The sequence below is a fragment of the Pseudomonas shirazensis genome (assembly GCF_050496565.1).
GTDB classification, from domain to species: Bacteria; Pseudomonadota; Gammaproteobacteria; order Pseudomonadales; family Pseudomonadaceae; genus Aquipseudomonas; species Aquipseudomonas shirazensis_A.
Genome location: NZ_JBNWAE010000009.1, coordinates 250,126 through 274,018, shown reverse-complemented (window position 1 = coordinate 274,018; position 23,893 = coordinate 250,126). Strand labels below are relative to the sequence as shown.

21 protein-coding genes are annotated in these 23,893 nt (G+C 62.8%); 6 read left to right on the top strand and 15 right to left on the bottom strand.

Annotated features, from left to right (window positions below):
• The first annotated feature begins 19 nt into the window (after positions 1–19).
• Entirely contained in the window at positions 20–232 is a 213-nt protein-coding gene (locus ACQZ2L_RS15680) for a DUF3077 domain-containing protein (RefSeq protein WP_340612699.1), read from the top strand.
• 52 nt (positions 233–284) lie between these two features.
• Here ACQZ2L_RS15680 and ACQZ2L_RS15675 read toward each other — a convergent pair whose 3' ends face one another.
• Complete coding sequence (locus ACQZ2L_RS15675) at positions 285–1,262, bottom strand: GGDEF domain-containing protein (RefSeq protein WP_430326872.1); 978 nt, start codon at positions 1,260–1,262, stop codon at positions 285–287.
• Positions 1,263–1,400: 138 nt separating this feature from the next.
• Positions 1,401–2,582, bottom strand: a complete 1,182-nt coding sequence (desA, locus tag ACQZ2L_RS15670) for a delta-9 fatty acid desaturase DesA (protein WP_101322580.1) — start codon at positions 2,580–2,582, stop codon at positions 1,401–1,403.
• Between the two features lie 145 nt (positions 2,583–2,727).
• Between desA and dibA the strand changes: the two genes are divergently transcribed.
• Entirely contained in the window at positions 2,728–4,623 is a 1,896-nt protein-coding gene (gene dibA, locus ACQZ2L_RS15665; protein WP_430326871.1) for a phosphodiesterase DibA, read from the top strand.
• Between the two features lie 63 nt (positions 4,624–4,686).
• Here the strand turns inward: dibA and ACQZ2L_RS15660 are convergent, their stop codons facing one another.
• From ACQZ2L_RS15660 to tcyJ, 9 genes are all read right to left on the bottom strand, one after another.
• Positions 4,687–5,331 (bottom strand): methionine ABC transporter permease, encoded by a 645-nt coding sequence (locus tag ACQZ2L_RS15660; RefSeq protein WP_101322578.1) that lies wholly within the window; start codon positions 5,329–5,331, stop codon positions 4,687–4,689.
• A complete protein-coding gene (locus tag ACQZ2L_RS15655) occupies positions 5,321–6,430 on the bottom strand; it encodes a methionine ABC transporter ATP-binding protein (protein ID WP_430326870.1) in 1,110 nt (369 codons plus the stop codon). Before ACQZ2L_RS15655 ends, ACQZ2L_RS15660 begins: the two co-directional genes overlap by 11 nt.
• Position 6,431: 1 nt before the next feature.
• Positions 6,432–7,232: a MetQ/NlpA family ABC transporter substrate-binding protein gene (locus tag ACQZ2L_RS15650; RefSeq protein WP_181089013.1), complete on the bottom strand. Its 801-nt coding sequence runs from the start codon at positions 7,230–7,232 to the stop codon at positions 6,432–6,434.
• Positions 7,225–8,619: an LLM class flavin-dependent oxidoreductase gene (locus ACQZ2L_RS15645; protein ID WP_430326869.1), complete on the bottom strand. Its 1,395-nt coding sequence runs from the start codon at positions 8,617–8,619 to the stop codon at positions 7,225–7,227. The genes ACQZ2L_RS15650 and ACQZ2L_RS15645 overlap by 8 nt, the downstream gene beginning before the upstream one ends.
• The gene (locus ACQZ2L_RS15640; RefSeq protein WP_430326868.1) at positions 8,619–9,809 is read right to left on the bottom strand and encodes an SfnB family sulfur acquisition oxidoreductase; all 1,191 of its coding nucleotides are present in this window, start codon (positions 9,807–9,809) and stop codon (positions 8,619–8,621) included. The genes ACQZ2L_RS15645 and ACQZ2L_RS15640 overlap by 1 nt, the downstream gene beginning before the upstream one ends.
• A gap of 129 nt (positions 9,810–9,938) precedes the next feature.
• Positions 9,939–11,180, bottom strand: coding sequence for an SfnB family sulfur acquisition oxidoreductase (locus ACQZ2L_RS15635; RefSeq protein WP_430326867.1), 1,242 nt, complete (start codon positions 11,178–11,180; stop codon positions 9,939–9,941).
• Positions 11,181–11,567: 387 nt separating this feature from the next.
• A complete protein-coding gene (tcyN, locus tag ACQZ2L_RS15630; protein WP_430326866.1) occupies positions 11,568–12,323 on the bottom strand; it encodes an L-cystine ABC transporter ATP-binding protein TcyN in 756 nt (251 codons plus the stop codon).
• Positions 12,324–12,325: 2 nt separating this feature from the next.
• A complete protein-coding gene (gene tcyL / locus ACQZ2L_RS15625) occupies positions 12,326–12,994 on the bottom strand; it encodes a cystine ABC transporter permease (protein ID WP_101322571.1) in 669 nt (222 codons plus the stop codon).
• Positions 12,991–13,785: a cystine ABC transporter substrate-binding protein gene (gene tcyJ, locus ACQZ2L_RS15620; protein ID WP_430326865.1), complete on the bottom strand. Its 795-nt coding sequence runs from the start codon at positions 13,783–13,785 to the stop codon at positions 12,991–12,993. Before tcyJ ends, tcyL begins: the two co-directional genes overlap by 4 nt.
• 452 nt (positions 13,786–14,237) lie before the next feature.
• On the opposite strand from tcyJ, the gene epsC reads away from it, so the two are divergent.
• Together epsC and betT are read left to right on the top strand one after the other, a co-directional pair.
• Positions 14,238–15,170 (top strand): serine O-acetyltransferase EpsC, encoded by a 933-nt coding sequence (gene epsC / locus ACQZ2L_RS15615; RefSeq protein WP_430326864.1) that lies wholly within the window; start codon positions 14,238–14,240, stop codon positions 15,168–15,170.
• Between the two features lie 207 nt (positions 15,171–15,377).
• Entirely contained in the window at positions 15,378–17,384 is a 2,007-nt protein-coding gene (gene betT, locus ACQZ2L_RS15610; RefSeq protein WP_430326863.1) for a choline transporter BetT, read from the top strand.
• 36 nt (positions 17,385–17,420) lie between these two features.
• Here betT and tauD read toward each other — a convergent pair whose 3' ends face one another.
• The 4 genes from tauD to tauA are packed head-to-tail and all read right to left on the bottom strand — an operon-like array spanning position 17,421 to position 20,908.
• Complete coding sequence (gene tauD / locus ACQZ2L_RS15605; protein WP_430326862.1) at positions 17,421–18,254, bottom strand: taurine dioxygenase; 834 nt, start codon at positions 18,252–18,254, stop codon at positions 17,421–17,423.
• Positions 18,255–18,301: 47 nt separating this feature from the next.
• Positions 18,302–19,132, bottom strand: coding sequence for a taurine ABC transporter permease TauC (gene tauC, locus ACQZ2L_RS15600; protein ID WP_430326861.1), 831 nt, complete (start codon positions 19,130–19,132; stop codon positions 18,302–18,304).
• Entirely contained in the window at positions 19,129–19,923 is a 795-nt protein-coding gene (gene tauB, locus ACQZ2L_RS15595; RefSeq protein ID WP_101322565.1) for a taurine ABC transporter ATP-binding subunit, read from the bottom strand. The genes tauC and tauB overlap by 4 nt, the downstream gene beginning before the upstream one ends.
• Positions 19,924–19,936: 13 nt before the next feature.
• A complete protein-coding gene (tauA, locus tag ACQZ2L_RS15590) occupies positions 19,937–20,908 on the bottom strand; it encodes a taurine ABC transporter substrate-binding protein (RefSeq protein ID WP_430326860.1) in 972 nt (323 codons plus the stop codon).
• 601 nt (positions 20,909–21,509) lie between these two features.
• Between tauA and ACQZ2L_RS15585 the strand changes: the two genes are divergently transcribed.
• Both ACQZ2L_RS15585 and ACQZ2L_RS15580 read left to right on the top strand, forming a co-directional pair.
• On the top strand, positions 21,510–22,841 hold the full coding sequence (locus ACQZ2L_RS15585; RefSeq protein WP_430326859.1) for an OprD family porin: 1,332 nt from the start codon (positions 21,510–21,512) through the stop codon (positions 22,839–22,841).
• A gap of 158 nt (positions 22,842–22,999) precedes the next feature.
• Entirely contained in the window at positions 23,000–23,638 is a 639-nt protein-coding gene (locus ACQZ2L_RS15580) for a peroxiredoxin (protein ID WP_101322562.1), read from the top strand.
• Positions 23,639–23,893 lie beyond the last annotated feature (255 nt).

Genomic DNA, 23,893 nt, shown 5'->3' with positions numbered 1-23,893 from the left:
GGGCGCGCAGGATCAATGTCTGGCGTTGTTTGCCGTACAGGGCGATGTGCCGTTCGAGCAGGCGTTTTCGGAGTTGTCGGTCATGCTCGGCTGCATCCGTCATCTGACCACCGAGGCCGAGATGGAAAATGACCGGCAGGCGGGCAGTGCGGCGCGCATTCTCAGCGGTTTGGCCAAAGCACTGATCGACGATATGGAGCTGGGGCTGCGCAAGGCAGTGACCACGCGCTGACTGTGTCGGCCCATCTCGGCTGTACGCTGCGATGGGCTGGCAGACAGCTAGGTCAGCCGCAAATGATCTGATTCTTGCCCATCCGCTTGGCCTGATACATCGCCGCGTCCGCGCGGGCGAACAGGCTGTCCAGGCTGAGGTCTTCGTCGCGCAGGCTGGTCAGGCCCTGGCTGATGGTCACGCCGAAACGTTCCTCGCCATGGCTGAAGCTCAAGCGCTGAATCTCGCGCTGCAGGCGTTCGGCGATCTGCTCGGCGACCTCGGCTTCGCAGCCGGGGAACACCGCAGCAAACTCCTCACCACCAATCCGCCCGAACACGTCGCCGCGGCGCAGCACGGCCTTGCCGCTGTCGGCGATGTGCTGCAGCACCTGGTCACCTTGCTGGTGGCCGTAGGTGTCGTTGATCAGTTTGAAGTCATCGATGTCCAGTAGCAGAAACGACAGCGGCGTGCCGTCTTCGCGGGCGGCGGTGAAGGCCTGGTTGGCACACTCGAAGAAGTGCCGGCGGTTGCTGCTCTGGGTCAGCACGTCGGTGGTGGCCAGGCGCTGCAGTTCGCTTTCGAGCTGCTTCTTTTCGGTGATGTCTTCGGCGATGCCGACCACGATCACGCGGTCGCCGTCTTGCTGCTGGTTGATGTAGCACTTGTCGCTCAACCAGCGGATTTCGCCGGCTGCGTTGATGATGCGGTACTCGCGGTCTTCGACGGCGCCCTGTAGCAGCACCTGGGCCAGGCTGCGCTCGGCGTACTCGAGGTCGTCGGGGTAGATGCTGTCGCGCCATTCATTGAAGTCGGCCAGCACCCGGCTGACCTGGCGGCCGAAGATACGCTCGAAGGCGGGGCTTACATAGAGCACCTGGCGGGTTTCCCAGTCGAACGCCCAGAGCACCGCGTTGACGGTTTCGAGCAGGGAACTGAACAGCTGCTCGCGCTCGCTCAGGCGCGCCACTTCACCTTGCGCATGAAACAGCGCGAGCAGGGTTTGCGCAGCGGCAGGTGGCGGGTCGCGGGGCTGTATGGGTTTGGCCATGTGCACGGAGCGATTCTCGGCTGAGGGCGTGCGGCCACGATCCGGCCCGCCACGCGGGCGATGTGCGGGTTTGAGTAAGCAGGTGGGGTGAAGTTCCGCTCGGCACGCCCCAGAACAGGGCGTGCCGATCAACGGGGATCAGGCGGTTGGGCGCAGCGAGTAGGTTTTCAGCTGGCTGGCAAAATCGCGCAGCGATTGGATACCACTGGCCTCGGCTTCGTGGACCCAGTCTTTCATCGCGGCGAGCATGTCGTGGCCATTGGCGCTGGTGCGGGCCCAGATCTGCTGCAGCGCCAGGCGCTTCTCGTAGATGGTCTTGAGTGCCTGGCTGTGGGCGAGCATCGACTCGATCCGCACGTGGTGGCGGTCCTGCAGCAGGCTGGTTTCCCGCGAGAGCAGACGCTTGGCGCGGCGGAAGCGATGGCGCAGCGAGGCGTCGACCACGTCCAGCTCCTGCTTGACCAGTGGCGCGATGACCAGCTTGCGGTACTGGGCCATGATCTGGAAGCGGTTGTTGAGGATCGCCATGGCCGTGTCCATGTCCAGGCTGGCTTTGCCCTCAACGCGGTGGGCAATCGGCGCGACCCGTTGCACCTTGGCCAGGCGCAGCAGGCTCAGCACCCGTATCCACGCCCAGCCCATGTCGAACTCCCAGCGCTTGACCGACAGCTTGGCCGAGTTGGGGTAGGTGTGGTGATTGTTGTGTAGCTCTTCGCCGCCAATGATGATGCCCCACGGCACCAGGTTGGTGGCGGCGTCGCGGCATTCGAAGTTGCGGTATCCAACGGCGTGGCCAAGGCCGTTGACCACGCCTGCGGCCCAGAACGGGATCCACATCATCTGGATCGCCCAGATGGTGATGCCGATGGTGCCGAACAGCAGCAGGTCGAGCACTGCCATCAAGGCAATGCCGCCCAGTTTGTAGCGCGAGTAGAGGTTGCGCTCGATCCAGTCATCCGGGCAGTTCTTGCCGTAGATGCGCAGGGTTTCGGGGTTTTGCGCCTCTTCGCGGTAAAGCTCGGCGCCTTTGCGCAGCACGGTGCTCAGGCCTTTGATGACCGGGCTGTGCGGGTCATCGACGGTTTCGCATTTGGCGTGGTGTTTGCGGTGGATGGCGGTCCACTCGCGGGTGTTCTGCGCCGTGGTCAACCACAGCCAGAAGCGGAAGAAGTGTTTGAGGCCGGCGTTCAGCTCAAGCGAGCGGTGCGCCGAATAGCGATGCAGGTAGATCGTGACGCTGATGATGGTCACGTGGGTCATCAGCAGGGTGACCGCGACCAGTTGCCAGGCCGACAGATCGAGTAAGCCGTAGTACCACATAAATGTAAAAGCCCTCGGAAACGCGGGGGGGAACTGCGCTTTGCATTATCCATTGACCGGGAAATAAAACCAGAGCGGGAATGCATCAAGACATGTTTCGAGCCGTATAATGCCCCACTTTTTTTTAAGGGCATTAGTACCCGACATGACTGGTTCTGTTCGCGACGCCTTGCGCATGGCCGCGCTATACGTGGTGTTATCGATCCTGTGGCTGGTGCTCAGTGAGCAGCTGTTGCAACAGTTGTCCGATGATCCGCTGGCGTTGTACCTGGGGCGCTGCATCAATGTGCTGGTGTGGGTGCTGCTCAGTGCGCTGGTGATTTTTATCTCACGGGCGCGCCTGCTCAACTTCATCGGTATCGGCGCGCGCCTGCGCAGTGAGGACCGCGAGCGCCTGCGCATGGCGGCGGCGGTGTTCGACAGCACCCTGGAGGGTGTGCTGGTGACGGACCGGCAGGGCCTGATCGTGCACGTTAACCGCGCGTTCATGCGTATCACCGGCTATCAGCAGGACGAAGTGATCGGCCAGCGCCCGAGCAAGTTCAAGTCGGGGCGCCATGGGGCGGACTTCTATCAGCAGATCTACGCCACCTTGCGCGAGCAGGGGCAGTGGAGCGGCGAGATCTGGAACCGGCGCAAAAGCGGCGAAATCTACCCGCAATGGCAGACGATTTGCGCCGTACGCGACGACAGCGGCGAGCTCAGCCATTACGTGGCGGTGTTCAGCGATATCAGTGCGATCAAGCATTCCGAGCAGGAGCTGGCCTACCTCGCCCACCACGACCCGCTGACCGGTTTGCCCAACCGCCTGCTGTTCAACGACCGCGCTGAGCAGGCCCTGGCCGCGGCGCAGAGCCACAAGCGCGGCTGTGCGCTGTTGCTGCTCGACCTGGATCACTTTCAAAGCATCAACGATGGACTTGGCCACCCGGTTGGCGACCAGTTGCTCAAATTGGTCGGCGAACGCCTGCGTGCGGCCTTGGGCAAGGGCCTGACCCTGGCTCGGTTGGGCGGCGACGAGTTTGCCGTGCTGCTGGAGAACTGCCAGCAGGTCGGCCAGGCGGCGACTCTGGCGCAGACGCTGATCGAGCAGATGCGCGAGCCGTTCAGTTGCGAGGGGCACAGCTTGTTCATTGGGGTGAGCGTCGGCATCAGCCTGTTCCCCAGCGATGCCCTGAGCGCCGCGCAGTTGCTGCGCAATGCCGATGCTGCGCTGTTCAAGGCCAAGAGCAACGGCCGCGGTGGTTATGCGTTGTACACCGAAGAGCTGACTGCTCATGCCCAGCAGCGAGTGGAGATTGCCACTGAGCTGCGCCGCGCCCTGGAGCAGGAGGAACTGCGGCTGTTCTTCCAGCCGGTGCATGACCTGGCCAGCGGCAAGATGGTTGGGGTTGAAGCGCTGGTGCGCTGGCAGCACCCCGAGCGCGGGCTGGTGCCGCCGGGTGAGTTCATCCCGGTTGCCGAGGCCAGCGGGCTGATTGCCGAGATCGATGGCTGGGTCCTGCGCCAGGCGTGTCGGCAGATGGTCGAGTGGCAGGCCGCGGGGCAGTTGCTGGACTTTATTGCGGTGAATATCTCCAGCCGGCTGTTTGCTCAGCGGGATTTGTACCTGCAAGTGGCCAGGGTGCTGCACGACACCGGGCTGGACCCGGCGCTGCTGGAGTTGGAGGTGACCGAGAGCGCGGTGATGGAAGATCCCGAGGTGGCGCTGGAGCAGCTGCATCGCTTGCGCGAGCTGGGCTTGCGTTTGGCGATTGATGATTTTGGTACGGGGTATTCGTCGTTGCTGCGGCTCAAGCGGCTGCCGGTGCAGAAACTCAAGATCGACAAGGGATTTGTCTCGGGATTGCCGCAGGATGAGGACGATGTGGCGATTGTGCGGGTGATCATCGCCCTGGCTCGGAGCATGGGTATGCAGGTGCATGCTGAAGGGGTCGAACAGGCGGAGCAGGCGCTGTTTTTGCTGGCGCAGGAGTGTCAGTTGGGGCAGGGCTATTGGTTTGGGCGGCCGGTGCCGGCTGCGGATCTGGGGTGGGGTTGAGATTTTTGGGCCCGCTTTGCGGGCCTTGTGTCGCGAAAGGGCTGCAAAGCAGCCCCAATCCGATCACCGCTTATTCAAGCCACGCGCCAACCGATCCCCGCCCAGCTGGATCACCGCCACCAACACCACCAACATGGCAATCACGGTCAACATCACCTGGCTGTCAAACCGCTGATAGCCATAGCGATAGGCAATATCGCCCAACCCTCCAGCACCAATCGCGCCGGCCATGGCCGAAGAGTTGATCAACGCCACCACGGTGATGGTGAACCCGCCAACAATCCCCGGCAGCGCCTCGGGCAGCAATACATGCCAAACGATATGCCAGCGCCGGCAGCCCATCGCCTGCGCCGCTTCGATCAAGCCATGGTCAACCTCGCGCAAACTGACCTCGGCAATCCGCGCAAAAAACGGTGTGGCGGCAATGGTCAGCGGCACTACGGCAGCCCACACGCCATAGGTGGTGCCGACCACCAGCCGGGTGAAGGGGATCAACGCCACCATCAGAATCAGAAACGGGATCGAGCGGAACAGGTTAACGAAAGCGCCCACCACCCGGTTGAGCAACGGCGCCTGGTAAATCCCGCCCTTGTCGCTGGTAACCAGCAGCACCGCCATCGGAATACCCAGCAGCAACGCCACCAGCGATGACACGCCCACCATCAGCAAGGTGTCCCACAAGCCTTGCAGCAATCGCTCAGTCCACATAGCCCAGTACCTCCACATCATCCGCCCAACGCCGTGCGCGTTCGAGCACGCCATGGGTGTCATGCACTGAACCGCGCACTGACACGATCAACCGCCCCAGCGCATGTTCACCGATGGTTTCAACGCCGCCCTGGAGCAGGCTGACCTGGCCTCCAAGGTCGGCGAACAAGCCAGATAACTGCGGCTCGCCAAACACCACCAATTTGAGTACCAGGGCCGCATCGCGGCTGCTTGCAGTCGACAGCAAACTGCCTTGCAATGCTGCCGGCAACTTGCCCTGCAACGGCGCGAGCAAGGTGCGGGTCACGGCATGCTGCGGGCTGCCGAACACCTGCCAGACTTCACCTTGCTCAACGACCTGGCCGCGCTCCAGCACCACCACGCGCTGGCAGATATCACGGATCACTGCCATTTCATGGGTGATCAGCACTACGGTGAGGCCAAGGCGCTGGTTGATGTCGCGCAGCAGTTCGAGGATCGACGCGGTGGTTTCCGGATCGAGGGCCGAGGTGGCTTCATCACACAGCAGAATTTCCGGGTCATGCACCAGCGCCCGGGCGATGCCCACGCGCTGTTTCTGCCCGCCGGACAGTTGCGCCGGGTACACCTGATGCTTGTCGGCGAGGCCGACCAGATCGAGTAACCCACGGACCTTGCGCTGGCGTTCGGCCTTGGCCACGCCGGCGACCTTGAGCGGCAGCTCGACGTTGTCCCACACGGTCTTCGCCGACATCAGGTTGAAGTGCTGAAAGATCATGCCGATGCGCCGACGCAGGGCGACCAGGCGGTCTTCATCGAACGGGGCGATGTCGACCTGATCGATCAGCACCCGGCCCTGGCTCGGCTGTTCCAGGCGGTTGATGGTACGCAGCAGCGACGATTTGCCGGCGCCGCTGCGGCCAATGATGCCGAAGATCTCGCCCCGGCGGATGTTCAGGTCGATGCCTTGCAGGGCAGGCTGCGCCTGGCCGGGGTAGGTCTTGCCCAGGCCGATGAAGCGCACATGGGCCTGATTGACCTCGGGCCGCAACGCCTGCTCGCGGGCGGGCGCCGGTACGGCTGGGGCAGTGGGCACCCTGAGGGCGCTGGCGCTGCTCATGTCAGCCTTCCCAACCGGCCTGGTAGAGGCTGCCGTGAGCCTTGTCCAGCGCAGCTTTTACGGCAGGCGAGTGCTGGTAGATATCAACGAACTTGGCCAGGCGTGGGTCGTCCTTTTCCTGCGGGCGGATGACGAACTGGATCACGTATTCCTTGTTTTCCAGGCCATCGAACAGCAGCGCCGAGGTGGCATCGAAGGTGTTCGCCAGGCGGATATAGGCCGGGTAGCCCTGGACCAGATCGGCATCGTCGTAAGCGCGCACCAGCTGCACCGCTTCAACCTGCAGAATCTTCAGTTTTTTCGGGTTGGCGACGATGTCGTCTTCGGTGGCCTTGTAGCCAACGCCGGGTTTGAGCGTGATCAGCCCGGCCTTGGCCAGCAGCTGCAAACCACGGCCGCTGTTGATCGGGTCGTTGGCGATGGCCACGCTGGCGCCGGTCGGCAGCTCGGCGAAGCTTTTGTACTTTTTCGAGTACAGGCCAACGTTGTTGATGATCCCCGGCTTGTACGGCACCAGGTCAAAGCCGGCTGCGGCCTTGGCGTTTTCCAGGAATGGGATGTGCTGGAAGTAATTGACGTCGATATCGCCGCTGTTGAGGCTGACGTTGGGCGCGATCCAGTCGCTGAACTCGATCAGCTTCACTTCCAGGCCTTGCTTGTGCGCCTCTTCGACAGCGGCTTCAAGCGGAATGGCAAAGGCTGCAGTGGTGCCGACCTTGAGCGGCTCGGCAGCGAACACGTTGGCGCTGATGGCCAGTGACAGTACGGCGGCCGCGACGGGCCGGAACAGTTTATCAAGCATGGTGCAGGGCTCCAGTCGGGGCAGGGGTTGGGTGGGTGTTGCGATAGCGGGCGCCGGGGTGGTCGGCGGGCAGGTGCGGCAGGTCGCTGGCGAACAGCTTTTCGCGCAGGCTGCCGTCCTGGTAAGCGGTCTTGTAGCGGCCGCGGCGTTGCAGTTCGGGGACGACCAGGTCGATGAAGTCTTCGAAGCTTTCCGGGGTGACGGTGCGGGTCAGGTTGAAGCCGTCGAGGCCGGTTTCGTCGATCCAGGCGATCAGCTCATCGGCGACCTGTGCGGCGGTGCCGATCAGGGTCACGTAGCGCCCGCCGAGGGAGTGCTGATCGAGCAGGCGACGGCGGGTCCAGGCACTGTCCTGCAACTGACGGGTTGCGGACTGGATGGCGTTGCCCTTGGCGAAGCCGATCGGCTCGTCCAGCTCGAAGGCGGCAAAGTCGATCCCGGTCGAGCTGGCAAAGTGGGCGACGCCGGCCTCGGGGCTGGCGTAGCGCACATATTCGGCATGCTTGGCCTGGGCTTCGGCTTGGCTGGCGGCGACGATCACGGTAATGCCCATGAACACCTTGATGGCCTGCGGATCACGCCCGGCCGCCTTGGCTGCGGCACGCACCTTGTCGACTTGAATACGGGTGGAGGCTTTGTCCTGGCCGCTGATGAACACGCATTCGGCGTGGTTGCCGGCAAAGCTCAGGCCCCGCGGTGAGCTGCCAGCCTGGAACAGCACCGGCGTGCGCTGCGGCGAGGGCTCGCAGAGGTGGTAGCCCTCGACCTTGTAGAACTCGCCGTGGTGCTCGACCTTGCGCACTTTGTCGGGGTGGGCGTAGACCCGCTGCTCGCGGTCGGCGACCACTGCGTCGTCATCCCAGCTGCCTTCGAGCAGCTTGTACAGCACCTGCAGGTATTCATCGGCCTGGTCGTAGCGGCGGTCGTGCTCGGGCTGTTGCTCCAGGCCCATGGCGCGGGCGGCGCTGTCGAGGTAGCCGGTGACGATGTTCCAGCCGACCCGGCCGTTGCTCAGGTGGTCAAGGGTCGATAGCCGGCGGGCGAACAGATACGGCGCCTCGTAGGTGAGGTTGGCGGTCAGGCCAAAACCTAGGTGGCGGGTGACGGCAGCCATGGCCGAGACCAGCAGCAGCGGGTCGTTGACCGGCAGCTGGATCGACTCCTTCAGCGTCACATCGACCGACTGGCCATAGACGTCGTAGGTGCCGACGATATCGGCGATGAACAGGCCATCGAACAAGCCGCGCTCGAGCAGCTTGGCCAGGTCGGTCCAGTAGGCCAGCGTCTTGTACTGGGTCGAGGTGTCGCGTGGGTGAGTCCACAGGCCATGGTTGATATGGCCGACGCAGTTCATGTTGAAGGCGTTGAGGAGGATCTGCTTGCTCATCAGATCGTCCCCCGGCGCGGTGGGTTGATGTCGTTGAGGTAGTAGTTGCCGATGGCGTGGTACTTCCAGCGCACCGGGTCGTGCAGGGTGTGCACGCGGGCGTTGCGCCAGTGGCGGTCGAGGTTGTGCTCGGCCAGGGTGGCCTGGCTGCCGGCCAGCTCGAACAGCGTGGTGCTGGCGGCGAGGGCAATTTCGGTGCTGATGGCGCGGGCTTCGGCGACGGCAATCGAGGCTGCGGCCACTCGCTCGGCGGCTATCTCCGGCGTAGCTGCCGCGGCCTGGTCGAGGAATTCGCCAGCACGTTCCAGCAGTGCTTCGCTGGCATGCAGGCGGATCGACAGTTGGCCGAAGCTCTTCAGGGTCAGGGGGTCGTCGACGGCCTTGTCGTGACCCGAGTCGACCCACGGCCGGCTGCGGGTACGGACGAAGTGCAGGGCGTCTTCGAAGGCGGCGCGGGCGATGCCGGTGTCGATTGCAGCGTGGAGGATCTGCGCCAGTGGGCCAACCGGTGTCGGCCGCTCGAATGCGCTCTGGAATGCCACCACGTCAGCAGCGGCTACCCAGACGTTATCGAACACCACCGAGCCGCTACCAGTGGTGCGCTGGCCAAAGCCGCTCCAGTCGTCGATCACTTGCAGGCCTGGCGCATCGGCCGGCACGAAGGCCAGCCGCTGGATGCCGTCGTCATCGATCACCGAGGTCGGGATGCGCTGCGCATACAGCGCGCCGGTGGAGTAGAACTTGCGGCCGTTGATGCGATAACCGTCGCCGTCGCGGCTGAGCCGGGTGGTGCGGTCGTGGGCGGTCTTGGTACCGAGTTCGGCCAGGGCATTGCCGAAGCGCCGCCCGGCCAGTACTTCGGCGTACAGCCGCTGCTGTTGCTCGGGCGTGCCGTTTACCCGCAGCACTTCCAGGGCGTAGAAGTGGTTCTGCGGGATCTGCCCCAGCGAGCCGTCGGCCTGGGCAATCCGGGCGATGACCTGAGCCAGGGTGACATACGATACGCCGGCGCCACCAAAGGCCTTGGGCACGCTGATGGCCCACAGCCCGGAGCGGCTGAACAGCTCCAGCTCGGCGTGCGGCAGGCGCCGTTCGCGGTCGCGCAGGGCGCTGTCGCGGCGCAGGTGCTTGGCGAGTTCGTCGGCGACGGCCAGGGCCTCGCCGTCGGTGCGGATGACAGTTGCGTTCATGTTGTTCTCCGGGGCCTTTGGGGCCGCTTTGCGGCCCTTCGCGGGTAAACCCGCTCCCACAAGGTTCAGCGCTATTCCCTGTGGGAGCGGGTTTACCCGCGAAGGGCTGCAGAGCAGCCCCAGAGGCGCTCAAATCCAGGAATGTCGGGCGGGCCGGGTGCCGTTGAGGTGCCAGGCGCCTACGGCGTGGTACTTCCAGCGCACCGGGTCGTGCAGGGTGTGCACGCGGGCATTGCGCCAGTGCCGGTCGAGGTTGAACTCGGCGAGGGTGGCGCGGCTGCCGGCCAGTTCGAACAGCTTCTCGCTGGCCTGCAGGGCGATCTCGGTGGTGAGCACCTTGGCTTCGGCCACGGCAATCGAAGCGCGCGCGGCGGCGTCAGCGTCGATAGCCCCAGCGTTGACCTCGTCGAGCACCCGCGCGGCCTTGCGCAGCAGCGCCTCGGCGGCGTGCAGTTCGAGCTTTAGCCGGCCGATGTCGGCGATCACGTAAGGGTCATCGCTGGCGCGCTCGACATTGGCGTCGATAAACGGCCGGGACTTCTCCCGCACAAAGCTGATCGCGTCATCGATGGCTGCTTCGGCGATACCTGCGTCGATGGCTGCCTGAATCAACTGCGACGCCGCGCCCTGGATGTTGGGCAGGTCGCGCTGGCGCCAGTTGTCGATTACCAGCTCAGCCTCCACCGGTACTTGGTCGAGCAGCACAGTGCCGCTGGCGGTGGTGCGTTGGCCAAAGCCGGACCAGTCGTCAACGATGCGCAGGCCCGGGCTGCCACGACGGACAAAAGCCAGGCGTTGGCGGCCTTCGTCGTCCAGCGCCTTGACCGCCACCCAGTGGGCGAACAGTGCGCCAGTGGAGTAGAACTTCTCGCCGCTGATGCGATAAGCATCGCCGTCACGGCTGATCCGCGCCTTCAAGGTGAGGGTGTCTTTGCTGCCGCGCTCGGGGCCGGCATTGCCGATCCGCCAGCCGTTCAGCACCGAGCCGAAAATCAGCGCCTGCTGGGCATCGCTGGCGGTCAGGCGCAGCAGCTGGAGCATGCCGAACTGGTTCTGCGGGATTTGCCCCAGCGCCGGGTCGGCAGCACTGATGACGCGAAACACCTCGGCGACCGTGACAAACGACACGTCGGCACCACCGAAGGCTTTGGGGATGCTGATGCTGCCGAGCCCGCTGCGGGTGAACAGCTCGATCTCGGCCCACGGCAGCTTGCGCTGCTGGTCGCGTTTGGAGGCGTTGGCGCGAGCGACTGCGGCCAGCTCATGGGCGGCTTGCAGGGCTTCGGCATCGTTGCGCAGGACCTTGGCCGGCAGCAGTGCTGGCGGGCTGTCGAGGTCGCTGGCGTGAAGGGTTTGTGCCTGGCTGGACATTAGTACCGCTCCTTGGCTGTACTCAATGCCCTGGCGTTATGCACTGGGGTGATTGCATTCCTGACCATTCCTGACCTCACAAAAAAGTGGCGGCGGCGCTTGGTGGTTGCGCTGCGCGTGTGCTGGTCCGGTGGTCCGGTTTATATACCCTAAAGGCTTATTAAATAATTTAGAACTATCATTTGGGAATATGGATAGAAGTGCTGGGGCGGGTGGGGGATTTGAGTACGTCGGGGGCTGCTTTGCAGCCCTTTCGCGACACAAGGCCGCTCCTACAGGGAACCGCGCATGTCGATGGTACGCGGTCTCTGTAGGAGCGGCCTTGTGTCGCGAAAGGGGCGCAGAGCGCCCCCAGCAATTTCGAACAGCGCCACGAAAGTGAAAGTGCTAAGAGGCACCAGTCCCAAGAAACTTGCGCAAAAACTGCCGCGTCCGCTCTTCCTTGGGATCGGCAAACAACGCCTTGGCCTCCCCCTGCTCAACAATCACCCCCTTGTCGAAAAAGATCACCCGGTTAGCAACATCCCGGGCAAAGCTCATCTCGTGGGTAACGATGATCATGGTCCGCTGCTCTTCGGCCAGGCCACGAATGGTCTCCAGCACTTCGCCCACCAACTCCGGGTCCAGCGCTGAAGTCGGCTCGTCGAACAGGATCACATCCGGCTCCATGGCCAACGCCCGAGCAATCGCCACGCGCTGTTGCTGGCCACCGGACAAGCGCCGAGGGTAGGCGTCTTCTTTGCCGGCCAGGCCGACCTTGGCCAACAAGCGTCGGCCCAGCTCCAAGGCTGTCGCACGCGGGGTCTTCTTGACCACCAGCGGCCCTTCGATGACGTTTTCCAACGCCGTGCGATGGGGGAACAGGTTGAAGTTCTGGAAGACAAACCCAGCCTGCTGGCGCAAGCGGCGGATGGCGCTCTGCTGGTTACCCAGCGAGCGGTTGGCGTCGATGCTGATGTCGCCGATCTGGATCCGTCCAGCGTCGGGCGTCTCGAGCAGGTTGAGGCATCGCAGAAAGGTGGTCTTGCCCGAGCCGCTGGGGCCGATGATGGCGATCACTTCACCGGGCTGGACGGTCAGATTGATGCCGTCGAGCACGGTCTGGCCGTTGAACCGCTTGGTCAGGCCTTCAACTACGATCATGCTCAACGCTCCTGGTCATGCTGGTTGACCCGCGCTTCCAGGCGGTTCTGGAAGTGGGCGAGGATGCTCGCCAGGATCCAGTAGATAACCGCAACGGCCAGGTACATGGTGAACACTTCGAAGGTGCGCGCGGTGACCAGCTGCGCCTGACGGAACAGCTCCGGCACCTGAATGGTGGCCGCCAGCGCGGTGTCCTTGACCAGCGAAATGAAACTGTTGCCCAGCGGCGGCAAGGCAGTGCGCATGGCTTGCGGCAGGATCGCCCGGCGCATGGCCTGGGCGCGGGTCATGCCGATGCTGGCGCAGGCTTCCCACTGGCCGCGCTCGATCGACGAGATCGCTGCCCGCAGGATTTCGCAAACGTAAGCCGCCATGTTCAGTGACAGGCCAATCAGCGCTGCCGGGATCGGGTCGAGCTCAAGGCCGATCTGCGGCAGGCCGAAGTAGATCACGAACAGTTGCACCAACAGCGGCGTGCCGCGGAAGAACGACACATAAATGCGCGCCAGCCAGTCCAGCGGCAGCACCTTGGACAAGCGCATCAACGCCAGGGCAAAGCCCAGCAGCAGGCCAAAGAACATACCGCCGACACTGAGCAGGATGGTGTAGCCAGCGCCCTTGAGCAGAAAGGGCGCGGAGTCGGCTACCAGTTGCAGGCTTTCTTCAATCATTTAGTCACGTCAGCGCCGAAGTACTTCTCGGACAGCTTGGCCAGGCTGCCGTCGGCGCGCAGCTTGTCCAGGGCCTGGTTGATGGCCGCGAGCAGTTCTGGCTCACCCTTGCGCAGGGCAATGCCCGACTCCAGGCGCGAGAAGGCGTCGCCAGCGGCAACGGTGTCTGTGGCTTTTTTCGCGTACTCAAGCGCCGCCAGGCGGTCGATCAGGATGGCGTCGGTGCGGCCCACGCGCAGATCCTGGAACTTGGTCGGGTCGTCTTCATAGGTGCGCACGTCGGCGGTCGGCACGTTGGCCTTGACCCATTGCTCGTAGTTGGTGCCCAGACCAACACCGACCTTCTTGCCGGCCAGGTCAGCTGCGGACTTGATGTTGAGATCTTTTTCTTTCTTCTTCAGCACCAGTGCCTGAATGCCGGACACGGTGTACGGCTCGGAGAAGTCGTACTTCTTCTTGCGCTCGTCGGAGATGGTTACCTGGTTGACGACTACGTCCAGGCGCTTGGATTCCAGGGCCGCGAGGATGCCGTCCCACTTGGTCGGTTGGACCTTGGCCTTGACCCCGAGCTCTTTGGCGATCAGCTCCGACAGCTCTACCTCAAAGCCCGACAGCTTGCCGCTGTCATCGACAAAGCTGAACGGCGGGTAGGTGCCTTCGACGCCGACGTTGAGTACGCCCTTGTCCTTGATGGTCTGCAGTTGCTCGCCAGCAAACGCCTGGCTGAACAGACCGGTGCCGAGCACGATGGCAAGGCTGGCATTGAGTAGCGGTTTGGCAAAGATCGACATGGCAGGGCCCCGCGCTGTGGTGAGAGTAGTGGGTGGAGACGAGTTTGGTACGAGTCAGAAATGCTGGGGGCGCTTCGCACCCCTTTCGCGACACAAGGCCGCTCCTACAGGGACCGCGTACGACATTGCGGCGCGGTCCCTGTATGAGCGGCCTCGCCGGAGCGCCGGACCGGTCGGAAAGGGCTGCAAAGCAGCCCCGGCATTCTCAAGCCAGGCTCGATTTGCACAAGCCCAAAAGGCCAAGACTATAAATCCAAGCCGCTTAGCTCATGAAATAATAAAAACCTATTTTGTTATTCCATTTGTATAAATTTGGCCCTCGGCCGGCTGCGTTGAGGGTAGCCCGTCAGCGCGGCTTATGCCCGACTTAGCGCAGGATGGAATAAAGCGTTGTTTTTTCCAAGGGCTGGATTTGTCGTAGAGTGCATCTATACGACAGACAGGAGTACATCGTGAGCGAACAGACATCCCCCGGTAAATGGCAGTTGCAGTCAATTGTGACCGGCCTGCGCGGCGCCCGTGAGCAGTGGCGCACGCAAAATGGCCGCAGCAGCGGCGAGAAGGGCGGCCGCGAGTTGCCGTCGCGCGACGCCATGCAGCGCATTCTCGAGCAACTGTGTGGGGCGTTGTTCCCGATGCGCCTGGGCCCGGTCGACCTGCGTGAAGAAAGCGAGGATTTCTACGTCGGTCACACCCTCGACACCGCCCTCACTGCACTGCTCGCGCAAGCGCGGTTGGAGCTGCGCTATGCCGCACGCCAGAGCCAGACTGACCAGGCCAATGCCGACAGCGAGGCCTTGCGCCTGATTCAGGGCTTTGCGGCGGCCCTGCCAGAGATGCGCGTGCTGCTCGACACCGACGTGCTCGCCGCCTACCACGGCGACCCGGCCGCGCGTAGCGTGGACGAAGTGCTGCTGTGCTACCCGGGGATCCTGGCGATCATCCACCACCGGCTGGCCCACCACCTGTACCTGGCCGGCCTGCCGTTACTGGCGCGGATCAGCTCGGAGCTGGCGCATTCGGCCACTGGCATCGATATCCACCCCGGCGCACGGATTGGCCCGAGCTTCTTCATCGACCACGGTACTGGTGTGGTGATCGGCGAAACCGCGATCATCGGCGAGCGCGTGCGCATCTATCAGGCGGTGACCCTGGGCGCCAAACGCTTCACCGCCGACGAAACCGGCAGCCTGCACAAGGGCCAGCCGCGCCACCCGATCGTCGAAGACGATGTGGTGATCTATGCCGGCGCGACCATCCTCGGTCGGATCACCATCGGCAAGGGTTCGACCATCGGCGGCAACGTGTGGCTGACCCGCAGCGTGCCGGCCGACAGCAACATCACCCAGGCCAATCTGCAGCTCGACTGCCAGGCAAAAAAATAGCAAAAGCGGCGAGCAAAAGCCGTTGTCAGCTCCTCTATATACCTGCCCCGCTCAGCGGGGCAGGTCGCATCGAAGGCCGATCCATGTTTAACTTGAACGCTTGTTCAACATAAAAACGCTGGTCGCTGCCGGTGTTCAACAGGAGGATATGCCTTTGCTGAACCCGTTAAATCCTATGCCTGATTCCCACAGCGGGGTGCAGGCTGCATGAGTACTCCCACCCCTGAACTTGCTGACAGCAAGATGCGCATGAACGCCCCGGTGTTCTACTTCGCCGCCAGTTTTATCCTGCTCTTCGGGCTGGTGGTCATCGTCAACCCCGAGGCTGCCGGTGCCTGGTTGCTGGCCGCGCAAAACTGGGCTGCCAACACGGTGGGCTGGTATTACATGCTGGCCATGACCCTGTATCTGGTGTTCGTGGTGGTCACCGCCGTGTCGGGCTACGGCAAGATCAAACTGGGTGCCGACCATGACGAACCCGAGTTCAGTTACCTGTCCTGGGCCGGCATGCTGTTCGCCGCCGGTATCAGCATCACGCTGTTCTTCTTCTGCGTCTCCGAGCCGCTGACGCACATGCTGCAACCGCCCCAGGGTGAGGGCGGCACCGCCGAGGCGGGGCGCGAAGCAATGAAGCTGCTGTTTCTGCACTGGGGCCTGCATGGCTGGGGCGTGTTTGCCTTTGTCGGCATGGCGCTGGCCTACTTCGCCTATCGCCACAACCTGCCGCTGGCACTGCGTTCGGCGCTGTACCCGCTGATCGGCAAGCGTATCAACGGCCCGATCGGTTACGCCGTGGATGGCTTCGGCATCATTGCCACGGTGTTCGGCCTGGGCGCCGACATGGGCTTTGGCGTGCTGCACCTCAATTCCGGCCTGGATTACCTGTTTGGCATCCCGCACAGCCAATGGGTGCAGGTCGCGCTGATCACGCTGATGATGGGCGCTGCAGTGGCGGTGGCCGTGGCTGGGGTCGAGAAGGGCGTGCGGGTGATGTCCGACATCAACCTGTTCCTGGCCTGTGCGCTGCTGCTGTTCGTGCTGTTTGCCGGGCCGACCCAGCACCTGTTCAACACCCTGATTCAGAACCTCGGTGACTACCTTGGCGCCTTGCCTGGCAAGAGCTTCGACGTCTATGCCTACGGCGAGAACCGCGACTGGCTGGGTGGCTGGACGGTCTTCTACTGGGCCTGGTGGATTGCCTGGGCGCCGTTCGTGGGCCTGTTCATCGCGCGGATTTCCCGTGGCCGGACCATCCGTGAATTCGTCTTCGGCGTGCTGTTGATCCCGCTTGGTTTCACCCTGGCGTGGATGTCGATCTTCGCCAACAGCGCGATGGACCAGGTGCTCAACCATGGCCTGGTCGCGCTCGGCCAGTCGGCGCTGGATAACCCGTCGATGAGCCTGTACCTGCTGCTCGAAACCTATCCGTGGAGCAAGACGGTGATCGCCGTGACGGTGTTCATCAGCTTCGTCTTCTTCGTCACCTCGGCCGACTCCGGCACCGTGGTGTTGTCGACCTTGTCGGCCAAGGGCGGCAGCCCTGACGAAGACGGCCCGAACTGGCTGCGGATCTTCTGGGGGGCGATGACCGCGCTGATCACCAGCGCCTTGCTGTTCGCCGGCAGCATCGACTCGCTGAAGTCGGCAGTGGTGCTGACCTCATTGCCGTTCTCGCTGATTCTGCTGTGCATGATGTGGGGCCTGCACAAGGCGTTCTACCTCGAGTCGCAGCGGCGTATTGCCCAGTTGCATTCGCTGGCACCGGTCGCGCAGAGCCGCCGCCGTGGTCGCGGGGGCTGGCGTCAGCGCTTGAGCCAGGCTGTGCACTTCCCGTCGCGCGATGAGGTGTACCGCTTCATGGATGACGTGGTGCGCCCGGCAATCAATGAAGTGCGCGAGGTGTTCGAGCAGAAGGGTCTGGTGCTGATCACTCAGGACGACCCGAGCCATGACAACGTCAGCCTGAAAGTCGGCCATGGTGAAGAGCAGCCGTTCATCTACCAGGTGCAGATGCGTGGTTACTTCACGCCGTCCTTCGCCTTGGGTGGGTTGGGCGCGCAGGAGCTGAAAAACCGTCGTTATTACCGCGCCGAGGTGCATCTGTCCGAGGGTAGCCAGGATTACGATCTGGTCGGCTACAGCAAGGAGCAGATCATCAACGACATCCTCGACCAGTACGAACGGCACATGCAGTTCCTGCACATGGTCAGGTAGTGGCCTTAGGGGCTGCCGGGCAGCCCCTTGCCTTTGCTAGAACGGCGCGTCGCCAAGGATGGTGGCGCGGTGCATGACCCGCCGCTGCGGGCGGTAGTCATCGACGGCGTAATGCTGGGTGACGCGGTTGTCCCAAAAGGCCACGTCGTTTTCCTGCCAGCGCCAGCGGATGCTGTACTCCGGCCGGATCGCATGGGCAAACAGCAGCTTGAGCAGGGCCTCGCTTTCCTGTTCGTTGAGCTCGTTGATCCGCGTGGTAAACCCTTCATTGACGAACAACGCCTTGCGCCCGCTGACCGGATGCGTACGCACCACAGGGTGCGTCAGCGGCGGGTTGTTGCGCCGGGTCGCTTCCCAGCGGGCAAGGTCTTCGGCAGTGGTGCCGAAGCGCTCCAGCGGGAATGACTTGGTGAAGTCATGGGTGGCGGTGAGGCCGTCGAGCATCGTCCGTAGTGGCGCCGACAAACCCTCGAATGCCGCCACGCCACTGGCCCACAAGGTATCGCCGCCATAGGCCGGCAATTGCTTGGCACTCAGTACCGCGCCCAGCGCCGGGGTCGGCAGGAAGGTCACGTCGGTGTGCCACACGGCATTGTCGCGCACGTCGGTGACGGCGGTGTCGAGGATCAGCACTTGTGGCGTTTCCGGCACATTGGGGTAGATCGGGTGGATATGCAGGTCGCCAAAACGCGCAGCGAAGCGGGCTTGCTGCTGCGGGCTGAGCGGCTGCTCGCGGAAGAACAGCACCTGATGCTTGAGCAGTGCCTGCTCGATGGCGTTGCGTTGTTCGGCAGTGATCTCACGGCTGATGTCGACGCCAGTGATCTGCGCGCCGAGGGCCGGGCTTAACGGAGTGATGGTCAGGCTCATGGCAGTCTCTATGTCAGGCGCCGGAGTGCCGGCGTGGTCAGTCGTGATCAGTGGCTCTGGCCGTGCCAGGGCACCAGCTTGCGTTGCAGGGCGCGCAGGCCCATTTCCAGGGCAAAGGCGATCAGGGCGATCAGCAGAATCCCCAGCACCACCACGTCGGTGACCAGAAACTGCGCCGCCGACTGGACCATGAAGCCGAGGCCGCTGGTGGCCGCGATCAATTCCGCAGCAACCAGGGTCGACCAGCCCACGCCCAGGCCGATACGCACGCCGGTGAGGATGTCGGGCAGGGCGCTGGGCAATATCACATGGCGAATCAGTTGGGCTTTGCTGGCGCCCAGCGACTGCGCGGCGCGCAGTTTGGCCGGGTCGACGGTGCGCACGCCGGTAGCGGTGGCGATGGCTATCGGTGCGAAGATCGCCAGATAGATCAACAGCACCTTGGACAGCTCACCAATGCCGCACCAGATCACGATCAGCGGCAGATAGGCCAGCGGCGGGATCGGCCGGTAGAACTCGATCAGCGGGTCAAAAATGCCCCGGGCAATGCGGTTGGAGCCAATGGCAATACCGATCGGGATCGCCGTGAGGATGGCCGCGCCGAGCGCCAGGCCGATGCGCCCAAGGCTTGCGCCCAGGTGCTGCCACAGGCTTGCGTCCATGTAGCCCTGGGTCAGCAGCACCCAGGCCTTGCCGAGGATGTCTGCCGGTGGTGGCAGAAACAGCGGTTCGACCAGCTCGGCGGCGGTCACCGCCCACCACAGCAGCAACAGGCTGGCCAGGGTCAGGGCGCTGATCCAGCGGGTCGACAGTGGCTTGCGCGACAGCGGTTTGAGGCTGGCCGGTTTGGCTGCCAGCGGCAGGTCGACAGTGCTCATGCTGAGTGCTCCCGGCGGGCGTCTTCGCGTTGCGAGAAGACTCTCGCCAGCACGTGTTCGCGGGTTTCGATAAAGCGCGGGTCGGACTTGATCGCCCGCGCCGATTCACCGGCGGCATAGCGTTGGCCGAAGTCCAGTTGCAGCCGTTCGACGACACGTCCTGGGTTGGGCGCCAGCAGTACCAGTTCGCTGGCGAGAAACACTGCTTCTTCGATGTCATGGGTAATCAGGAACACCGGCTTGGCGGTGCGCTGCCAGACCTGCAGCAACAACTCCTGCATCTGCTCGCGGGTAAACGCATCGAGGGCGCCGAACGGTTCGTCCATCAACAGCACACGCGGATTGGCAGCCAGGGCACGGGCCAGGCCGACGCGCTGCTTCTGGCCGCCCGAAAGCTGCCAGATGCGTCGTTCGGCGAAACCTGCCAGATCGACCAGGGCAAGCATTTCGCGGGCCTTGGCTTCGCGCTCGGCACGGCTTACGCCGGCCAGCTCGAGGCCGAAGGCGACGTTGCCGAGTACGTTCTGCCAAGGCAGTAGGGCGTCGTCCTGAAACACCACGCCGCGCTCGGCACTCGGGCCTTGCACCGGCACGCCGTCGAGGCTGATACGGCCAGCGCTGGGCGGCACGAAGCCGGCGATCAGGTTGAGCAGCGAGGTCTTGCCGCTGCCCGATGGCCCAAGGGCCACCAGCAGCTGGCGCGGGCCCAGGCTCAGGTTGATATCGGCCAGCACCGGGGTGTCGGCGCCGGGGTACTGTGCGCTGATGCGCTCCAGCTCGAGCAAGGCCATGACGGGCTCCGGATCAGTTGGGCAGGTATTTGGCGGTGACGTATGGGGCATAGTCAGGCAGCACGGCGTCGACCTTGCCTTGCTCCTTGAGGAAGGCTGCGGTGTTGCTCAGGGCCTGGGTGGTCGGCGCGCCGAGGGCGCTGGCCTGGTCGGCGGCCAGTGGGTAGACGTTGCCTTGCAGCAGCACCGGGATATCGCTGCTCTTGGCGCCCGAGAGCTTGGCCAGTTTGGCGACGTTGTCCGGGTTGGCCAGCCAGGCTGCCGGGTCCTTGCGGTAGTTGGCGTAGGCATCCAGGGTGACCTTGGCAAAGGCTTTGACTACGTCCGGATGCTTGGCGGCGAAGTCTTTGCGCACGATCCAGGCGTCGAAGGTTGGCGCGCCTTTTTGTGCCAGCTCGCCGGAGGTGATCAGCACCTTGCCGTTCTCTTTGGCGACGCCCAGGGCTGGGTCCCAGACATAGGTGGCGTCGATATCGCCACGCTTCCAGGCGGCGATGATGGCTGGTGGCGCGAGGTTGAGGATCTGCACCTTGGACGGGTCGATGTTCCACGCTTTGAGCGCAGCGAGCAGGCTGTAGTGGCCGGTCGAAACGAACGGTACGGCGACCTTTTTGCCGATCAGGTCCTGCGGGGTCTTGATGCTGTCGCGTGCAACCAGCGCTTCACCGGCGCCGATCTGGGTGGCGATCAAAAAGGTTTCGACCGGCAGCTTGCGGGTGGCGGCTGCGGCCAGCGGGCTGGAGCCGAGGTAGCCGATCTGTACATCGCCTGATGCCACGGCGGTGATTACGTCAGCGCCGTTATCGAATTTGCGCCAGTCGATATCGGCCTTGCTGGCTTTTTCGTAGGCGCCATCGACCTGGGCGACCTTGGCTGGGTCGACGGTGGTCTGGTAGGCGACAGTGAGGTCGGCGGCCTGGGCCAACCAGCTGCTGCTGGCGAGGGTCAGGGCGGCGAACAGGCGCAGCGGAGCGTGCGGGATCATGGGTTTGCCTCTCGTCAGCAATCTGGGTAGTTGATGGCGAGAAGACTAAATGATCTAAGAATATTGAAATAAATAACCTTTTGGCATTAGCTTAGGTGCCTTTTGGGGGCGCTGCGCGCCCCTATCGCGACACGAGGCCGCTCCTACCCTGATCAGCGCAAGGCTCGGGCATTTTCGCGGTCCTCTGTAGGAGCGGCCTTGTGTCGCGAAAGGCCCGCAAGGCGGGCCCAGCAATCTAACTGGCGTAAAGACCGTTCACTGCTACGCTTCCCCGGCCTAGAGCAAAAGGAAATAAGGTTATGAGCAAACGTTTGCAAATAACCTAAAGCTCTTAAGGGCCCCTGCCGATACCGCAAATGGTAGTAAAGGTTCCTATGATATGCCGCAATAGTCTTAGCAATTCATAAAACAGTCATTTTGGATTTATAGGATTGTCATTATCCTGTAGCCCAGGGTGGCGGCTTAGACCTTCGTCGTGAAACGTTCGGAAATGATTGACTGGACGGTCACGCTCAGCGACTAAATCGCCAGTCCATGGTGAGTGAGGCAACAGACCTCGCCGCCACTGATATACAAAAATTAGAACGTAGAGGAGCAAAACATGTACAAGTCAAGCCTGGCTCTGGCCGTGGCACTGGGGGTTCTCGCCCAACAAGCAGGTGCTGCTGGCTTCGTCGAGGACAGCAAGCTGTCCGTAAGCTCGCGTACCATGTACTTCAACAACGACAACCGTGATGGCGGTGCTGACAACCGTGAGTCTGGCCAGGGCTTCAAGCTCGACTACATCTCCGGCTTCACCGAAGGCACCGTTGGTTTTGGTGTAGATGCTCAGGCGCTGTGGGGCATCCACCTGGACGGCGGCCGTGGCTACCACCCTGATAACAGCAGCTTCTTCCCAAGCGACTCCGACGGTTCGTCCGAGAAGCAATGGGCACGCTTCGGCGCTAACGCCAAGGCTCGTTTCTCCAAGACCGAAGCTCACTTCGGTAGCGCGCTGGCGCCAGCCTTGCCGATCCTGGTTGCCAACGATGGCCGTCTGCTGCCGCAGACCTTCGAAGGTGCCACCATTTCCTCCAAGGAAATCGACAACCTGACCATCAACGCCGGTCAGATGACTCACGCCATGGGCCGTGCGTCCAGCAACCGGACTGGCCTGTCGGTCAACGGTGCTACTGCTGACAGCAACAAGTTCCGCTACGGTGGCCTGGACTACAAGCTCACCCCAGACCTGACCCTGCAGTACTACTACTCGAACCTGGAAGACTTCTACAAGCAGCACTTCCTGGGCGCGACTCACGTCTTCAAGATCGCTGACGACCAGTCGTTCAAAACCGACCTGCGCTACTTCGACAGCAGCAGCGACGGCAAGAACGGCAACGGCGGTGGTTACAACTTCAACAACAACGGTGGCTACGCCAAGAACGTGGGCGAGGTCGACAACAAGACCTGGTCCGCGATGTTCACCTACACCCTGGGTGGTCATGCCTTCTTGCTCGGTCATCAACGCGTCAGCGATGACGGCGGTTTCGTCTGGCTGAACCAAGGTTCGGTACGTGATGGCAATGGCCGTCCGGAAGGCGCAGGTGGCGCAAGCTTCTACCTGTTCACCGACAGCATGATCAACCAGTTCGCCAAGGCCGGTGAAAACACCACCTTCGGTCAGTACTCCTACGACTTCGCGCGCCTTGGCGTGCCAGGCCTGAAGGCATCGGTTTCGTACCTGCGTGGTGAAGATGGCCGCAACGCCAACGGCAACGGCACCTTCTCTGAATGGGAACGCGACGCCCGGATCGACTACGTGATCCAGCAAGGCACCCTGAAAGGCCTGGGCGCTACCCTGCGTCACGGTATGTACCGCGGCACTGGCACCAGCTCGCTGGCTGACCAGGACCAGACTCGCTTCATCGTCAACTACACTTACGCTTTCAAGTAAGTCGTAGCTGTACCCAGAGAAGCCTCGCCTAGTGCGAGGCTTTTTTGTGCCTGCAATTTGAAATGCAATTTGGTTATAAATAAATCGATATTTATTCTTTTTAATCTTTTTGGATTGCAGGCACATTGGACCCATAACGCAGACACAGGAGCCGCACCATGAGCCTCAAACTCGGCGACATCGCCCCCGATTTCGAACAGGATTCCAGCGAAGGCAAGATTCGCTTCCACGAGTGGCTGGGCAATAGCTGGGGCGTGCTGTTCTCGCACCCTGCCGACTTCACCCCGGTGTGCACCACTGAGCTGGGCCTGACCGCCAAGCTCAAGGACGACTTCGCCAAGCGCGGGGTCAAGGCCATCGCGCTGTCGGTCGATCCGGTCGATTCGCACCACAAGTGGATCGATGACATCAACGAAACTCAGAACACCGTGGTCAACTTCCCGATCATTGCCGATGCCGATCGCAAGGTCTCCGACCTGTATGACCTGATCCACCCTAACGCCAACGACACCCTTACCGTGCGCTCGCTGTTCGTCATCGACCCGAACAAGAAGGTGCGCCTGACCATTACCTATCCGGCCAGTACCGGGCGTAATTTCAACGAAATCCTGCGGGTGATCGACTCGCTGCAGCTGACCGACAACTACAAGGTCGCCACGCCAGGCAACTGGCAGGACGGCGACGAAGTAGTGATCGTGCCTTCGCTCAAGGATGAAGCTGAAATCAAGGAGCGCTTCCCCAAAGGCTACCGCGCCGTGAAGCCCTACCTGCGCCTGACGCCGCAGCCCAACCGCTGAATATCGAATCCTCGTTGCACATGCTCTTAGCCAAGCAGGGATCTTCGGGCCGCTCATGCGGCCCTTTTTTATGCTTGTGATTTAGCTATTGGGGCCGCTTTGCGGCCCTTCGCGGCGGTCCGGCGTCCCGGTGAACCCGCTCCCACAGGTTACGGCGGCGCTGCAAAACCCTGTGGGAGCGGGCTTGCCCGCGAAGGGCCGTGCAGCGGCCCCAGTAGGGGCAACTGATTTATATGTAACCAAAAAGAATAAACA

Coding starts and splice junctions, on each gene's coding strand:
- ACQZ2L_RS15635 (WP_430326867.1), bottom strand. CDS start 11,180: ATGTCCAGCCAGGCACAAACCCTTCACGCCAGCGACCTCGACAGCCCG.
- desA (WP_101322580.1), bottom strand. CDS start 2,582: ATGTGGTACTACGGCTTACTCGATCTGTCGGCCTGGCAACTGGTCGCG.
- ACQZ2L_RS15585 (WP_430326859.1), top strand. CDS start 21,510: ATGTACAAGTCAAGCCTGGCTCTGGCCGTGGCACTGGGGGTTCTCGCC.
- ACQZ2L_RS15655 (WP_430326870.1), bottom strand. CDS start 6,430: ATGAGCAGCGCCAGCGCCCTCAGGGTGCCCACTGCCCCAGCCGTACCG.
- tcyJ (WP_430326865.1), bottom strand. CDS start 13,785: ATGTCGATCTTTGCCAAACCGCTACTCAATGCCAGCCTTGCCATCGTG.
- ACQZ2L_RS15645 (WP_430326869.1), bottom strand. CDS start 8,619: ATGAGCAAGCAGATCCTCCTCAACGCCTTCAACATGAACTGCGTCGGC.
- dibA (WP_430326871.1), top strand. CDS start 2,728: ATGACTGGTTCTGTTCGCGACGCCTTGCGCATGGCCGCGCTATACGTG.
- tauC (WP_430326861.1), bottom strand. CDS start 19,132: ATGAGCACTGTCGACCTGCCGCTGGCAGCCAAACCGGCCAGCCTCAAA.
- tauD (WP_430326862.1), bottom strand. CDS start 18,254: ATGAGCCTGACCATCACTCCGTTAAGCCCGGCCCTCGGCGCGCAGATC.
- tcyN (WP_430326866.1), bottom strand. CDS start 12,323: ATGATCGTAGTTGAAGGCCTGACCAAGCGGTTCAACGGCCAGACCGTG.
- ACQZ2L_RS15580 (WP_101322562.1), top strand. CDS start 23,000: ATGAGCCTCAAACTCGGCGACATCGCCCCCGATTTCGAACAGGATTCC.
- ACQZ2L_RS15650 (WP_181089013.1), bottom strand. CDS start 7,232: ATGCTTGATAAACTGTTCCGGCCCGTCGCGGCCGCCGTACTGTCACTG.
- ACQZ2L_RS15675 (WP_430326872.1), bottom strand. CDS start 1,262: ATGGCCAAACCCATACAGCCCCGCGACCCGCCACCTGCCGCTGCGCAA.
- ACQZ2L_RS15640 (WP_430326868.1), bottom strand. CDS start 9,809: ATGAACGCAACTGTCATCCGCACCGACGGCGAGGCCCTGGCCGTCGCC.
- tauA (WP_430326860.1), bottom strand. CDS start 20,908: ATGATCCCGCACGCTCCGCTGCGCCTGTTCGCCGCCCTGACCCTCGCC.
- tauB (WP_101322565.1), bottom strand. CDS start 19,923: ATGGCCTTGCTCGAGCTGGAGCGCATCAGCGCACAGTACCCCGGCGCC.
- tcyL (WP_101322571.1), bottom strand. CDS start 12,994: ATGATTGAAGAAAGCCTGCAACTGGTAGCCGACTCCGCGCCCTTTCTG.
- betT (WP_430326863.1), top strand. CDS start 15,378: ATGAGTACTCCCACCCCTGAACTTGCTGACAGCAAGATGCGCATGAAC.
- ACQZ2L_RS15660 (WP_101322578.1), bottom strand. CDS start 5,331: ATGTGGACTGAGCGATTGCTGCAAGGCTTGTGGGACACCTTGCTGATG.